The 14,925-nt window shown below is 34.6% G+C and carries 13 protein-coding genes; 12 read left to right on the top strand and 1 reads right to left on the bottom strand.

Annotated elements, in window-relative coordinates; translation table 11 throughout:
* Window positions 1-17 precede the first annotated feature (17 nt).
* Complete coding sequence (gene pdxS, locus NST87_RS11590) at window positions 18-905, top strand: pyridoxal 5'-phosphate synthase lyase subunit PdxS (RefSeq protein ID WP_019468591.1); 888 nt, start codon at window positions 18-20, stop codon at window positions 903-905.
* Between the two features lies 1 nt (window position 906).
* On the top strand, window positions 907-1,482 hold the full coding sequence (gene pdxT, locus NST87_RS11585; protein ID WP_340721737.1) for a pyridoxal 5'-phosphate synthase glutaminase subunit PdxT: 576 nt from the start codon (window positions 907-909) through the stop codon (window positions 1,480-1,482).
* Window positions 1,483-1,549: 67 nt separating this feature from the next.
* On the opposite strand, the gene NST87_RS11580 is transcribed toward pdxT, so the two are convergent.
* Window positions 1,550-2,764, bottom strand: a complete 1,215-nt coding sequence (locus tag NST87_RS11580; RefSeq protein WP_019468589.1) for a NupC/NupG family nucleoside CNT transporter — start codon at window positions 2,762-2,764, stop codon at window positions 1,550-1,552.
* Between the two features lie 156 nt (window positions 2,765-2,920).
* On the opposite strand from NST87_RS11580, the gene NST87_RS11575 reads away from it, so the two are divergent.
* The 10 genes from NST87_RS11575 to NST87_RS11530 all read left to right on the top strand — a co-directional run bounded on the left by NST87_RS11575 (window position 2,921) and on the right by NST87_RS11530 (window position 14,918).
* The gene (locus tag NST87_RS11575) at window positions 2,921-3,382 is read left to right on the top strand and encodes a CtsR family transcriptional regulator (RefSeq protein WP_019468588.1); all 462 of its coding nucleotides are present in this window, start codon (window positions 2,921-2,923) and stop codon (window positions 3,380-3,382) included.
* Between the two features lie 24 nt (window positions 3,383-3,406).
* Complete coding sequence (locus NST87_RS11570) at window positions 3,407-3,958, top strand: UvrB/UvrC motif-containing protein (protein WP_340721736.1); 552 nt, start codon at window positions 3,407-3,409, stop codon at window positions 3,956-3,958.
* Window positions 3,951-4,961, top strand: a complete 1,011-nt coding sequence (locus NST87_RS11565; protein WP_019468586.1) for a protein arginine kinase — start codon at window positions 3,951-3,953, stop codon at window positions 4,959-4,961. Before NST87_RS11570 ends, NST87_RS11565 begins: the two co-directional genes overlap by 8 nt.
* Window positions 4,962-4,972: 11 nt before the next feature.
* Window positions 4,973-7,435, top strand: a complete 2,463-nt coding sequence (locus NST87_RS11560) for an ATP-dependent Clp protease ATP-binding subunit (protein WP_019468585.1) — start codon at window positions 4,973-4,975, stop codon at window positions 7,433-7,435.
* A gap of 347 nt (window positions 7,436-7,782) precedes the next feature.
* Window positions 7,783-9,153 (top strand): DNA repair protein RadA, encoded by a 1,371-nt coding sequence (gene radA, locus NST87_RS11555; protein ID WP_019468584.1) that lies wholly within the window; start codon window positions 7,783-7,785, stop codon window positions 9,151-9,153.
* A gap of 74 nt (window positions 9,154-9,227) precedes the next feature.
* The gene (locus NST87_RS11550; protein ID WP_340721735.1) at window positions 9,228-10,286 is read left to right on the top strand and encodes a PIN/TRAM domain-containing protein; all 1,059 of its coding nucleotides are present in this window, start codon (window positions 9,228-9,230) and stop codon (window positions 10,284-10,286) included.
* A 439-nt stretch (window positions 10,287-10,725) separates the two neighbouring features.
* Complete coding sequence (gltX, locus tag NST87_RS11545) at window positions 10,726-12,180, top strand: glutamate--tRNA ligase (protein WP_019468582.1); 1,455 nt, start codon at window positions 10,726-10,728, stop codon at window positions 12,178-12,180.
* Between the two features lie 324 nt (window positions 12,181-12,504).
* On the top strand, window positions 12,505-13,146 hold the full coding sequence (gene cysE, locus NST87_RS11540; RefSeq protein WP_037539884.1) for a serine O-acetyltransferase: 642 nt from the start codon (window positions 12,505-12,507) through the stop codon (window positions 13,144-13,146).
* The gene (cysS, locus tag NST87_RS11535) at window positions 13,130-14,530 is read left to right on the top strand and encodes a cysteine--tRNA ligase (protein WP_019468580.1); all 1,401 of its coding nucleotides are present in this window, start codon (window positions 13,130-13,132) and stop codon (window positions 14,528-14,530) included. The genes cysE and cysS overlap by 17 nt, the downstream gene beginning before the upstream one ends.
* Before the next feature lies 1 nt (window position 14,531).
* Window positions 14,532-14,918, top strand: coding sequence for a Mini-ribonuclease 3 (locus NST87_RS11530; RefSeq protein ID WP_037539882.1), 387 nt, complete (start codon window positions 14,532-14,534; stop codon window positions 14,916-14,918).
* Window positions 14,919-14,925: the final 7 nt, after the last annotated feature.

Below are 14,925 nucleotides of genomic sequence, written 5' to 3'. Positions count from 1 at the left end.
GTAAAGGGGTAAATAAAATGTCTAAATTTACTGGATCAGAAAGAGTTAAAAGAGGAATGGCTGAAATGCAAAAAGGCGGCGTTATTATGGACGTTGTCAATGCTGAACAAGCGAAGATTGCAGAAGAGGCAGGAGCAGTTGCTGTAATGGCATTAGAACGTGTTCCTTCAGATATTAGAGCGGCTGGTGGCGTTGCTAGAATGGCCAACCCTAAAATCGTTGAAGAAGTAATGAATGCTGTTTCTATACCTGTAATGGCAAAAGGACGTATTGGTCATATAACAGAAGCACGTGTACTAGAAGCAATGGGTGTTGACTATATTGATGAATCAGAAGTTTTAACGCCTGCTGATGAAGAGTTCCACTTACGCAAAGATACTTTTACAGTACCATTTGTTTGTGGCTGTCGTAATTTAGGTGAAGCAGCGCGTCGTATAGGCGAAGGAGCGGCAATGTTACGTACAAAAGGTGAACCTGGTACTGGTAATATTGTTGAAGCTGTCAGACATATTAGACAAGTTAATGCTGAAGTAAGCCGTATAACAGTAATGAATGATGATGAAATTATGACGGAAGCTAAAAATATAGGCGCACCTTTTGATGTATTAAAATCAATTAAAGAAAATGGCAAGTTGCCAGTTGTGAATTTTGCAGCGGGTGGTGTAGCAACACCACAAGATGCTGCTTTGATGATGGAATTAGGTGCAGATGGCGTATTTGTTGGTTCTGGTATTTTTAAATCAGAAGATCCTGAAAAATTTGCAAAAGCAATTGTACAGGCTACGACACATTATCAAGATTATGAATTGATTGGTAGATTAGCGAAAGAGTTAGGAACAGCAATGAAAGGTTTAGACATTAATGATTTATCATTAGAAGAACGTATGCAAGAGCGTGGTTGGTAATATGAAAATAGGTGTTTTAGCTTTACAAGGTGCCGTGAGAGAACATTTGAAGCATATTGAATTAAGTGGCCACGAAGGTATTGCCATTAAACATGTAGAACAATTAGACGAAATTGATGGGCTTATACTTCCAGGTGGTGAATCGACAACGTTACGCCGTTTAATGAATTTATATGGGTTTAAAGAAGCATTACAACAATCTGAATTACCTATGTTCGGAACTTGCGCAGGTCTTATAGTTATGGCGAAGGATATTGTTGGAGAAGAAGGATATCTTAATAAATTAGACATTACAGTTCAACGAAATTCGTTTGGAAGACAAGTAGATAGTTTTGAAAGTCATTTAAATATTACTGGTATAGCAGAAGATATAGAAGGTGTGTTTATCAGAGCACCACATATTGTAGAAGTACATGGCAATGCTACGATATTGAGCTCAGTTAGTGAGAAAATTGTAGCAGTTCAAGAAGGCCGTTATTTAGGTGTATCTTTCCATCCAGAATTAACAGAAGATTATCGCGTAACCCAATATTTCATTGAACATATTGTAGCAGCTACAACAATTGAGAAAGTTTAATGTAGCGCAATTAAAAACAGGTCAACTCCAAAATGGATTGACCTGTTTTTTCTTTTTGTCAATTTAGTTAGATAAAGAAGCCTGCGATTGCTGCAGAAATAAATGATACAAGTGTTGCACCAAATAATAGTTTCAAACCAAAGCGTGCTACCATGTCACCTTTTTCGTTGTTAAGTGATTTGATTGCGCCGGATATAATACCAATAGAACTAAAGTTAGCAAAAGAAACTACAAATACAGAGATTACACCTTTAGCGTGGTCACTGATATTTTTAACTTCATTTAAACTTTGCATAGCAACAAATTCATTAGATAGTAATTTTGTTGCCATAATCGAGCCAGCTTGAACAGCATCGTCCCAAGGTACTCCAATTAAAAACGCTAATGGTGCAAATATAAATCCAATCAAAGTTTGGAAATCCCATGTAATACTTCCACCAGAAATTCCAGTGAAAATTGCACTCACAACACCGTTTAATAAAGCGATAATTGCTATATAACCGATAAGCATCGCACCCACAATTACAGCAACTTTAAACCCATCTAAAATATATTCCCCTAACATTTCGAAGAAGGATTGTTTTTCTGTTTCACTTTCTTCAACAATTAATTTATCTTCTTTTGCATCTACTTTATATGGATTGATAATAGAGGCAATGATAAACCCACCAAATAAGTTTAATACTACAGCTGTAACTACATATCTGGGTTCAATTAAAGTGAAATAAGCACCTATAATAGAAGCCGATACTGTAGACATCGCGGAAGCAGTTAATGTATAAAGACGTTGTTTAGGTATAAGTGCTAATTCTTTTTTGAGCGAAATGAAAACTTCAGATTGTCCCAAAATTGCTGCTGCCACTGCATTATATGATTCTAAACGGCCCATACCGTTTACTTTAGAAATAGCTAAACCTAAATAATTAATAATGAACGGCAATATTTTTGTGTATTGTAAGATACCAATTAATGCTGAAATAAAAACGATTGGTAATAATACATTGAAGAAGAATGGGGGATTTTCAGGATCTACAAATTCAAATCCACCAAATACAAAATTGACACCCTCAGCAGCTTTAGCTAATAAATAATTAAAGCCATCTGAAATGCCACCAATGACTGTAATACCAAATTTTGTTTTTAATAATATAAACGCAAATACAAGTTGTATTACGAGTAATAAGCCGATGTATTGCCAACGAATATTTTTTCTGTCAGAACTAAAGAGGAAAGCTAACCCAAGAAACACAGCAATACCAATTAAACCGATAATAATATGCATAATAATTCATCCCTTTAAAATTTTTCTTAATTCCTATAATACAATAAACAAGCGCTTACTTACATCTAAAAACGAAAAAATTTAAAACATATTGGTTGAAAAAGGTCAAAGTTGGTCATATAATATAGTCAAAGAAGGTCAAAAGAGGTGATAATCATGCATAACATGTCCGACATCATAGAACAGTACATTAAAAAATTATTTGAAGACACCAATGAAGACGTTGTTGAAATTCAACGTGCCAATATTGCACAGCGATTTGACTGTGTGCCTTCTCAACTAAACTATGTGATTAAAACACGTTTTACGAATGAACATGGTTATGAAATAGAAAGTAAAAGAGGTGGCGGTGGTTATATTCGAATCACTAAAATTGAAAACAAAGACGAAACAGGTTACATTAATCATTTACTTCAACTCATCGGACCATCTATTTCACAACAGCAAGCATATTACATCATAGACGGTCTGTTAGATAAAGCTTATATTAGTGAACGCGAAGCAAAAATGATTTATGCTGTAATCGATAGAGAAACTTTGAAAATGGATGTATTATCAAGAGATATTATACGTGCTAATATAGTGAAACGAATATTACATGTAATAAATTATTATTAAAGAAATTAAGAGAGGTGTTTAGTCGTGCTGTGCGAAAATTGTCATTTAAATGAAGCAGAAGTAAAGTTAGCAGTTAAAGGACAAGACGGTGTACATGAAAAATGGGTTTGTGCTACATGCGCACAAGGCGGTAACCCGTGGACCCAAAACCAACAAATGCAGTCACAAGATGACATTGAAGGTGCGTTTGTTGTAAAACAAATATTACAACATTTAGCAGCGAAACACGGTATTGATTTCGATGAAATTGCATTTAAAGAAGAGAAAAGATGTCCTACTTGTCAAATGACATTAAAAGATATTGCGCATGTTGGTAAATTTGGTTGTGCAGACTGCTATGCAACTTTTAAAGATGACATTGTCGATATTGTACGACGTGTACAAGGTGGTCAAATCGAACACACTGGAAAAACACCGCGTTCTTCACATAGAAAGTTAGCTTTAAAAAAACAAATAGAAGAGAAAACATCTTATTTAAATCAGTTGATTGAAGAACAAAATTTTGAAGAAGCTGCAGTTGTTAGGGATGAAATTAAAGCATTGAAAGAAGACAGAGAGGTGAAGCATGATGAGTAAAAATGATATCAGCACTCACATTAGTGAGTGGATGAGAGACGAAGCAGAAAGTCCAATCGTAATGTCTTCGAGATTGCGTTTGGCCAGAAATTTAGAAAATCATGTACACCCTTTGATGTTTGCATCAGAACAAGATGGTAATAGAGTGATAAATGAAGTTCAAGATGCGCTTCCTAACATGTTTATACAGAGATTAGACACGATGGATCAGCAGAGCAAATATAAACTTGTAGCGAAACATCTTATAAGTCCCGAGTTAATAAAGAGACCTGCTGCTGCAGTACTTTTAAATGAAGATGAATCTTTAAGCATTATGGTTAATGAAGAAGATCATATACGAATTCAAGCCATGGGTAATGATTTATCATTACAAACATTATACGAAAGAGCTTCCGCATTGGATGACACACTAGACAGTGAATTAGATGTGAGCTTTGATGAAACACTTGGTTATTTAACTACATGTCCGACGAATATTGGTACGGGTATGAGAGCAAGTGTAATGTTACATTTGCCTGGACTTACGATTATGAAGCGGATGAATAGAATCGCTCAAACGATAAATCGTTTTGGTTTCACAATAAGAGGTATCTATGGTGAAGGTTCTCAAGTATACGGTCACATTTATCAAATTTCCAATCAACTGACGCTTGGAAAAACAGAGGAAGAAATTATTGAAAGTTTAACTGAAGTAGTACAACAAATTATTAATGAAGAGATGCAAATTCGCGAACGACTAAGCAAGCATAATAAAATTGAAACTTTAGATAGAGTATATCGTTCGTTAGGTATCCTAAAATATAGTAGACTAATATCTATGGAAGAAGCATCATTTAGATTAAGTGAAGTAAAATTAGGTATAGACTTAGACTATATTGATTTAGAAGACTTCAAATTTAATGAGTTGATGGTTGCAATTCAATCGCCATTCTTATTAGATGATGAAGATGATAGAACAGTTAACGAAAAAAGAGCAGATATATTAAGAGAACATATAAATTAGGAGGTCATGCTATGTTATTTGGTAGACTGACAGAACGTGCACAACGTGTATTGGCACATGCTCAAGAAGAAGCCATTCGCTTAAATCATTCAAATATAGGAACAGAACATTTACTTTTAGGTTTAATGAAAGAACCAGAAGGTATTGCAGCAAAAGTGTTAGAATCTTTTGATATTACTGAAGAAAAAGTAGTAACAGAAGTTGAAAAATTAATTGGCCACGGTCAAGAACAAATGGGTGCGTTACATTACACACCTCGTGCTAAAAAAGTTATTGAGTTATCAATGGATGAAGCAAGAAAATTACACCATAACTTCGTCGGCACAGAGCATATATTACTTGGCTTAATTAGAGAAAATGAAGGCGTGGCTGCACGTGTTTTTGCTAATTTAGACTTAAACATTACTAAAGCACGTGCTCAAGTAGTGAAAGCTTTAGGAAGTCCTGAAATGAGTAATAAAAATGCACAGGCAAATAAATCTAATAATACGCCAACGTTAGATAGTCTTGCACGTGATTTAACAGTAATTGCTAATGATGGCACACTAGATCCTGTCATTGGCAGAGATAAAGAAATCACGCGTGTGATTGAAGTATTAAGTAGACGTACTAAGAACAACCCAGTATTAATCGGGGAACCAGGTGTCGGTAAAACAGCAATTGCTGAAGGTTTAGCACTTGCAATTGTTAACAATGAAGTGCCTGAAACACTTAAAGGTAAACGTGTGATGTCATTAGATATGGGAACAGTCGTTGCAGGTACGAAATATCGTGGTGAATTTGAAGAACGTCTAAAAAAAGTTATGGAAGAAATTCACCAAGCAGGCAACGTCATTCTTTTCATTGATGAGCTACACACATTAGTAGGTGCTGGTGGTGCAGAAGGTGCTATCGATGCATCAAATATCTTAAAACCAGCATTGGCACGTGGTGAACTACAATGTATCGGTGCGACTACACTAGATGAATATCGTAAAAACATTGAAAAAGATGCAGCGTTAGAACGTCGTTTCCAACCTGTTCAAGTAAATGAACCAACTGTTGAAGATACAATTGAAATCTTAAAAGGTTTACGTGATCGTTATGAAGCACATCATCGCATTAACATCTCTGATGAAGCTTTAGAATCAGCAGCGAAATTAAGTCATCGCTATGTGTCTGATCGTTTCTTACCAGATAAAGCTATCGACTTAATTGATGAAGCAAGTTCAAAAGTAAGACTAAAAAGTCATACTACACCACCAAACTTAAAAGAGTTGGAACAAGAAATTGAACAAGTGAAAAATGAAAAAGATGCAGCTGTACATGCACAAGAATTTGAAAATGCAGCTAATTTACGTGATAAACAAACTAAATTAGAAAAACAATACGAAGAAGCGAATAATAATTGGAAAAATAGCCAAAACGGTGCGAATACATCTTTATCTGAAGATGATATTGGTGAAGTGATTGCTGGTTGGACTGGTATTCCACTAACAAAAATCAATGAAACAGAATCTGATCGCTTACTTAACTTGGAAGATACGTTGCATAAACGTGTTATTGGTCAAAAAGAAGCAGTGACATCAATCAGTAAAGCAGTAAGACGTGCAAGAGCTGGATTGAAAGATCCTAAGAGACCAATTGGTAGCTTTATATTCTTAGGTCCTACAGGTGTCGGTAAAACAGAATTAGCACGTGCATTAGCAGAAACAATGTTTGGTGAAGATGATGCAATGATTCGTGTAGACATGAGTGAGTTCATGGAAAAACATGCTGTCAGCCGTTTAGTAGGAGCGCCTCCAGGCTATGTTGGTCATGATGATGGCGGTCAATTAACTGAAAAAGTAAGACGTAAACCATATTCAGTTATATTATTTGATGAAATCGAAAAAGCGCACCCTGATGTGTTTAATATCTTGTTACAAGTATTAGATGATGGACATCTAACAGATACAAAAGGTCGTCAAGTAGACTTCCGTAATACTGTGATTATTATGACATCTAACGTTGGTGCCCAAGAATTACAAGATCAGCGCTTTGCAGGATTTGGTGGCGCATCTGAAGGACAAGATTATGAATCAATCCGTAAGACAATGATGAAAGAATTGAAAAATGCTTTCCGTCCAGAATTCTTAAACCGTGTAGATGACATTATTGTATTCCACAAACTTTCTCAAGATGAATTGAAAGAAATTGTGACGATGATGGTAAATAAACTTACAGATCGTTTATCAGAACAAGATATCGACATTATCGTGTCTGATGCAGCTAAAGAACGCATCGCTGAAGAAGGTTATGATCCGGAATATGGTGCTAGACCACTGATTCGAGAAATTCAAAAAACAATTGAAGATAACTTGAGTGAGTTAATCTTAGATGGCAACCAAATCGAAGGTAAAAATGTCTATATTGATCATGATGGTAAAGAATATAAATATGATATTAAGGATAGAACAGAAGATAAAAAAGAAAAAGAAACTTCTGAATCATAAAATTAGATAGATATAGGTAATAGTGCTAAAGCGTTTCTCAAGTGTTTATATGTAGCTTGAGAAACGCTTTTTTTATTAAGTAAATGTGATACAGTATGATGAAGAAATATGATATTAACTTGTATCTAGTTTGGCTATCATGAAAGTATATCTTTTTGATGGTGCTATAGACATAACAGTGTTATTTTAAAAAAATAGGTTTTTGCAATATATTCATTTGTATATTACAATATAAAGCTATTTATTTAGCATATAAAATATCAAAATAAATCATTTGTAAATAAAATTTGTTTTTACATAAACATAGGTATAAAATAGATTTGTTCAAGAAAGATGGAGGTGCGGTTTTGGCCAAAAAGAAAGTGGTTTTTGAATGTATGGCGTGTGGTTACCAGTCGCCTAAATGGATGGGGAAATGTCCTAACTGTGGTGGATGGAATCAAATGGAAGAAATAATAGAACAGAAAACGACAAGCCCGAAACATGGTGTGCGTAGTCGCGAAAATACTGCCAAAGTACAGAAGTTAAATGATATTAAGCATGAGACAACACCACGTATTAAAACGAATTCAGCAGAATTTAATCGAGTGCTTGGTGGCGGGATTGTAAATGGTTCGCTTGTATTAATTGGTGGTGATCCAGGTATCGGTAAATCAACACTATTATTACAAATATGTGCTGCATTATCACAAGATAAAAATGTTTTATATATAACTGGTGAAGAATCATTAAACCAAACAAAATTAAGAGCGGATCGATTAGATGAAGACTCAAGTAATTTAAATGTATTTGCAGAAACAGATTTAGAAGTGATACATGAGACAGTTAAACAATTGAAGCCTGATTTACTTGTTGTAGATTCTATACAGACCATTTTTCACCCTGAAATCAGTTCTGCACCCGGTTCGGTTTCTCAGGTGAGGGAGAGTACACAAAGCTTGATGAATATAGCTAAACAACTAAATATTGCCACTTTTATTGTTGGTCATGTAACGAAAGAAGGTCAGATTGCAGGGCCTCGTCTGTTAGAACATATGGTAGATACGGTACTTTATTTTGAAGGTGATGAACATCATGCATATCGTATTTTAAGAGCAGTGAAAAACCGTTTTGGCTCTACGAATGAAATGGGTATTTTTGAAATGAAACAGAGTGGATTGAAAGGTGTTAAAAACCCTTCAGAAATGTTTTTAGAAGAACGTTCTACAAATGTTCCAGGTTCGACAATCGTGTCTACTATGGAAGGTACAAGACCGTTATTAATTGAAGTTCAAGCCTTAGTAACGCCAACAACCTTTAATAACCCTAGACGTATGGCTACAGGAATAGATCACAATCGTTTGAGTTTGTTGATGGCTGTATTAGAGAAAAAAGAGAATTATTTACTGCAACAACAAGATGCTTATATTAAAGTAGCTGGTGGCGTAAGATTAACAGAACCTGCTGTCGATTTAGGAATCATTGTTGCTACAGCCTCAAGTTTTAAAGATTTAACTGTAGACGGGTTAGATTGTTTTATTGGTGAGGTTGGTTTAACCGGAGAAGTGAGACGTGTTTCACGCATTGAACAACGTGTACAAGAAGCGGAAAAACTAGGTTTTAAACGCATTATTATTCCTGAATCTAATATTGGGGGCTGGGAATTTCCTAGCAATATCAAAGTCATTGGTGTGACAAATGTGCACGAAGCATTAAAATATGCTTTAACCAAACATTAACCAACAACATATATTTAAATGATTACATGGCTCATGTAATCAAAATAGCTTTCATGCGAAAGGAGTGTTAGCATTTGAACATGATAAGACTCATTGTAATCTTGTGCTATATTATATTGGGTGCAAGTTTAGGCGTGTATCTTATTCCAGAAATTATTGCAGATGCTGGTTTGAGTCATTTCATGCTACTTACAAATAATTATTTCAATGGGCTATTAGGGATTATACTATTTTTTGTAATCTTTGGATGGTTTATTAAAAAGGTAACTTTAGCAATGAAAGATCTAGAACAAATGATTATGCGTCAAAGTGCGATAGAAATATTGTTTGCTACAATTGGACTCATTATAGGGTTGCTTATTTCTGTAATGATATCATTTATTTTCCAAATTATTGGCAACAATGTGTTAAATCATTTTGTACCAATCATTGTTACAATCATATTGGGATATTTAGGTTTTCAATTTGGTTTACGTAAACGCGATGAAATGCTTTTGTTTTTGCCAGAAAACATGACGCGTTCTATGGCTATGAACACACATAATGCGATGCCAAAAGTGATTGATACGAGTGCAATTATAGATGGACGTATTTTAGATGTTTTAGAATGTGGTTTTGTAGATGGAGAAATCCTAATTCCGCAAGGTGTGATTAATGAACTGCAAGTCATTGCAGATGCGAATGATAGTGTGAAGAGAGAAAAAGGGCAAAGAGGCTTAGATATGCTAAATGCATTACATGATGCACAACACCCTACACGTATTATACAACCTACAAAATCACACAGTGATATAGATGCAATGTTAATTAAACTAGCGCTCCATTATAGAGCTCAAATTATTACTACAGATTTTAATTTAAATAAAGTTTGTCATATACAGGGGATTCAAGTACTTAATGTCAATGATTTATCAGAAGCCATTAAGCCAACGGTTCACCAAGGCGATCGACTTAACTTATTGTTAACTAAGATGGGCAAAGAAGCCGGACAAGCAGTGGGTTACTTAGAGGATGGTACCATGGTTGTCGTAGATAATGCTAAAAAACATATTGGTGAGCACGTTGATTTAGAAGTCGTCAGTTTATTACAAACATCTTCAGGACGCATTATTTTTGCGAAAAAAATATATTGAAATTGAAGTGAAGGTTTCATGTGAAGTGTATCAACAACAGTTACAGTTTCACATGAAACCTTTTTTAGCGTAAAACACTAAATAGAGAAGATGTAAAAGAATTCTTATATAAACAATTAAATTTAAGCGCGGTAATATCATAATCAGCTTTAAAGTGCTACAATAGATAGCGAAATTGTATTACTATGCTTAGAGTTATACTGTTGAATTTAAAAACAAAGAAATGTTTGATTTTAATATAGTAATGCTTTAAAAAATGATGAGCTATGATATTATAAGTAAGCGAACAAGCAATATACTTTAAATGCTGAAACCTTATTTTTTAATATGAACTTCATTGGAGTCGTGTTGACATAAGCGTTGTTTATTTTATGGGAAAACACAGTTAAGATGAAAAAATAAAATTAAATCGTAAAAATTTTAAACAGGAGTGAACATAATGAGTAATCGTGTAAGAGTTAGATATGCGCCAAGTCCAACAGGCTATTTGCATATTGGTAATGCAAGAACTGCATTATTTAACTATTTATTTGCCAAACATTATGATGGAGATTTTGTAATACGTATAGAAGATACGGATAGCAAACGTAATTTAGAAGACGGAGAATCATCACAATTCGATAACCTAAAATGGTTAGGCATTGATTGGGACGAATCAGTAGATAAGGATAAAGGTTATGGTCCTTACCGTCAGTCAGAACGCGCTGAAATATATAATCCACTTATCCAACAATTATTAGATGAAGATAAAGCATATAAATGTTATATGACAGAAGAAGAGTTAGAAGCAGAACGTGAACAACAAATTGCGCGTGGTGAAATGCCACGTTATGGCGGTAAACATGCACATTTAACTGAAGAAGAACGCCAACAATTTGAAGCAGAAGGGCGTAAACCATCTATTCGTTTTCGCGTTCCAAAAGATACAACTTATAAATTCGATGATATGGTTAAAGGTGAAATTTCATTTGACTCAAACAATATGGGAGATTGGGTGATTGTCAAAAAAGACGGTATACCAACATATAATTTTGCCGTAGCTGTTGATGATCATTACATGGAAATTTCAGATGTTATACGTGGTGACGACCATATTTCTAACACACCAAAACAGTTAATGATTTATGACACATTTGGTTGGGAGCCACCAAGATTTGCGCATATGTCATTGATTGTAAATGAAGAACGCAAAAAATTAAGTAAACGTGATGGCCAAATACTTCAATTTATTGAGCAGTATAGAGATTTAGGCTACTTACCTGAGGCATTATTTAACTTTATTACGTTGTTAGGTTGGTCTCCTGAAGGTGAAGATGAAATCTATTCTAAAGAAGAATTTATCAAAATCTTTGACGAAAAACGTTTATCTAAATCACCTGCATTTTTTGATAAACAAAAATTAGCTTGGATTAACAACCAATATATGAAGCAAAAAGATACTGAAACAGTGTTTGAACTTGCTTTTCCACATTTAGTTAAAGCGGAATTATTACCTGAAAATCCTTCTGAAGAAGATAAGGCATGGGGTCGTAAACTTATTGCACTTTATCAGAAAGAAATGAGTTATGCTGGAGAAATTGTTCCGTTATCTGAAATTTTCTTCAGAGATGAACAAACATTAGGTGAAGATGAGCAAGAAGTTATTGATGGTGAACAAGTACCTGAACTCATGCACCATTTATATGGCAAATTAGAAGCTTTAGAACCTTTTGAAGCTGCTGAAATTAAAAAAACAATTAAAGAAGTTCAAAAAGAAACAGGTATTAAAGGTAAACAATTGTTTATGCCGATACGTGTAGCTGTAACTGGACAAATGCATGGACCAGAGCTGCCAAATACAATTGAAGTTTTAGGTAAGGACAAAGTGTTGAACCGTTTGAAAAAATACGTTTAATGCATAGTTTGAATAAAAAGGCATAAACATATAACACTTGAAAAATTACAATTTACCAATTATTATAATATGTGAATTGGCTAAAGGATTAGTATGCAATGGTATGTGTCAAGAGAGTGTGCGGTCGCTGTGAGCACAACACAAACATTGTTGAATGCACCTTTAGTTTGAAGAATTAAATAATGTAAATGAGTCAGTATAAGTTGTATTACTACGTGATTGAGGAATCAGCTTATTAAAAAAAGAGTGGAACCGTGCAAAGCACCTCTAACAATATGATGTTGGAGGTGCTTTTTTAATAAGGAGGTCGCAACCTTGTTTGAAATTTTGAAAAGAATCAAAGATGATGTAAATATGGTGTTTGAGCAAGACCCAGCAGCACGTACGACATTAGAAGTGGTTACATCTTATGCCGGAGTACATGCAGTGTGGAGTCATTTAATTGCACATGCTTTATATAAAAAGAAAAAATATGTATTAGCAAGATTGATTTCTCAAATTACACGCTTCTTTACAGGTATAGAAATACATCCAGGCGCTCAAATTGGCAAGCGTTTATTTATTGATCACGGTATGGGTGTAGTGATAGGTGAAACATGTAGGATTGGTGACAATGTCACAATTTATCAAGGTGTTACTTTAGGTGGAACAGGTAAAGAAAAAGGAAAGCGTCATCCTGATATTGGAGACAATGTACTAATTGCAGCTGGAGCAAAAGTACTGGGCAATATTAAAATTAATTCAAACGTTAATATTGGGGCGAATTCCGTAGTGTTGAACTCGGTACCTAGCTATTCTACAGTAGTCGGCATACCAGGACATATCGTAAAACAAGACGGAAGAAGAATCGGTAAAACATTTGATCATCGTAATTTACCTGACCCAATTTATGAGCAATTAAAACAATTAGAGAAACAACTTGAGAAAACAAGAAATGGAGAGATTCAAGATGATTACATTATATAATACACTTACACGTCAAAAAGAAACGTTTAAGTCAATAGAACCAGGTAAGGTTAAGATGTATGTTTGTGGACCAACTGTATATAATTACATTCATATTGGGAACGCAAGACCTGCAATTAACTATGATGTTGTTAGAAGATATCTTGAGTACCAAGGTTATGAAGTAATTTATGTTTCGAACTTTACGGACGTAGATGATAAATTAATAAAACGTTCCAAAGAATTAAATGAGCCAGTAAATACAATAGCTAACCGCTATATCGATGCATTTTATGAAGATGTTGGTGCATTAAATGTCAAAAAAGCGACTTCAAATCCAAGAGTCATGAATCATATGGACGATATTATTAAGTTTATAGAAGAACTTATAGAAGAAGGATACGCTTATGAAAGTGGTGGCGATGTTTATTTCAGAACACGTAAATTTGAAGATTATGGTAAATTAAGCCATCAATCGTTGAATGATTTGAAAGTAGGCGCACGTATTGAGCAAGGAGAACAAAAAGAAGATGCACTCGATTTTACATTATGGAAACAGGCGAAACCAGATGAAATTAGTTGGGACAGTCCATTTGGTAAAGGTAGACCAGGCTGGCATATTGAGTGCTCAGTGATGGCTTATCACGAGTTGGGCGCAACAATTGATATTCATGCAGGTGGTACAGACTTACAATTCCCACACCATGAAAATGAAATTGCTCAATCAGAAGCGCATAACCATGCGCCGTTCGCAAACTATTGGATGCATAACGGGTTCATCAACATAGATAATGAAAAAATGAGTAAGTCATTGGGGAATTTTGTCTTAGTGCATGACATTATTAAAGAAATAGATCCAGATGTCTTACGCTTTTTCATGATTAGTGTACATTATAGAAGCCCGATTAATTATAACATGGAGCTTGTTGGGGCAGCTAAAAGTGGATTAGAACGTATTCGTAATAGTTACCAATCCCTTGAAGAGCGAGAAGCAATTGCAACTAATATTGAAACACAAGACCAATATATTGATGAAATAAATCAAATATTAGATCAGTTTGAAACAGTCATGAATGATGATTTCAATACTGCTAATGCCATCACAGCTTGGTATGATTTATCAAAACTAGCGAATAAATATGTCTTGGAAAATACGACATCCACCAAAGTGATTGCACGCTTTAAAGAAGTTTATCAAATATTCAGTGATGTTTTAGGTGTTCCTTTAAAAGCATCAAACAGTGATGAATTATTAGACGAAGATGTCGAAGCGCTCATTGAAGAGCGAAATCATGCGCGAAAAAATAAAGATTTTGCACGTGCAGACGAAATTCGTGACCAGTTAAAAGAACAAAATATTATTTTAGAAGATACGCCACAAGGTGTGAGATTCAAACGTGGGTAACATGAATAATAAGTTATTAAATCCACTAACTTTAGCATATATGGGTGACGCCGTTTTAGATCAATTTGTAAGAGAATACATTATATTGAAGTTAAAAGCGAAGCCTAATCGTCTACATCAAGAGGCTAAGCGTTATGTTTCTGCAAAAAGTCAGGCACAATCACTTGAGTACTTATTTGAAAATAACTGGTTTACAGATGAAGAATTAGATATCGTGCGTCGAGGCAGAAACGCTAAGAGTTATACTAAGGCCAAAAACACAGATATTCAAACCTATCGAAAAAGTTCAGGTTTAGAAGCAATCCTCGGATTTTTATATCTAGAAAAAAATCAAGAGCGACTCACCTCGTTACTTGAATGCATCGTAAAAAATGTAGATGAAAGGTAGTGAGACT

Origin of the sequence: Staphylococcus sp. FSL W8-0271 (genome assembly GCF_038006605.1) — a bacterium.
Lineage (GTDB): Bacteria > Bacillota > Bacilli > Staphylococcales > Staphylococcaceae > Staphylococcus > Staphylococcus cohnii.
Note: the sequence above shows the minus strand (reverse complement) of the source record. Positions and strands in the feature narration are given on the sequence as shown.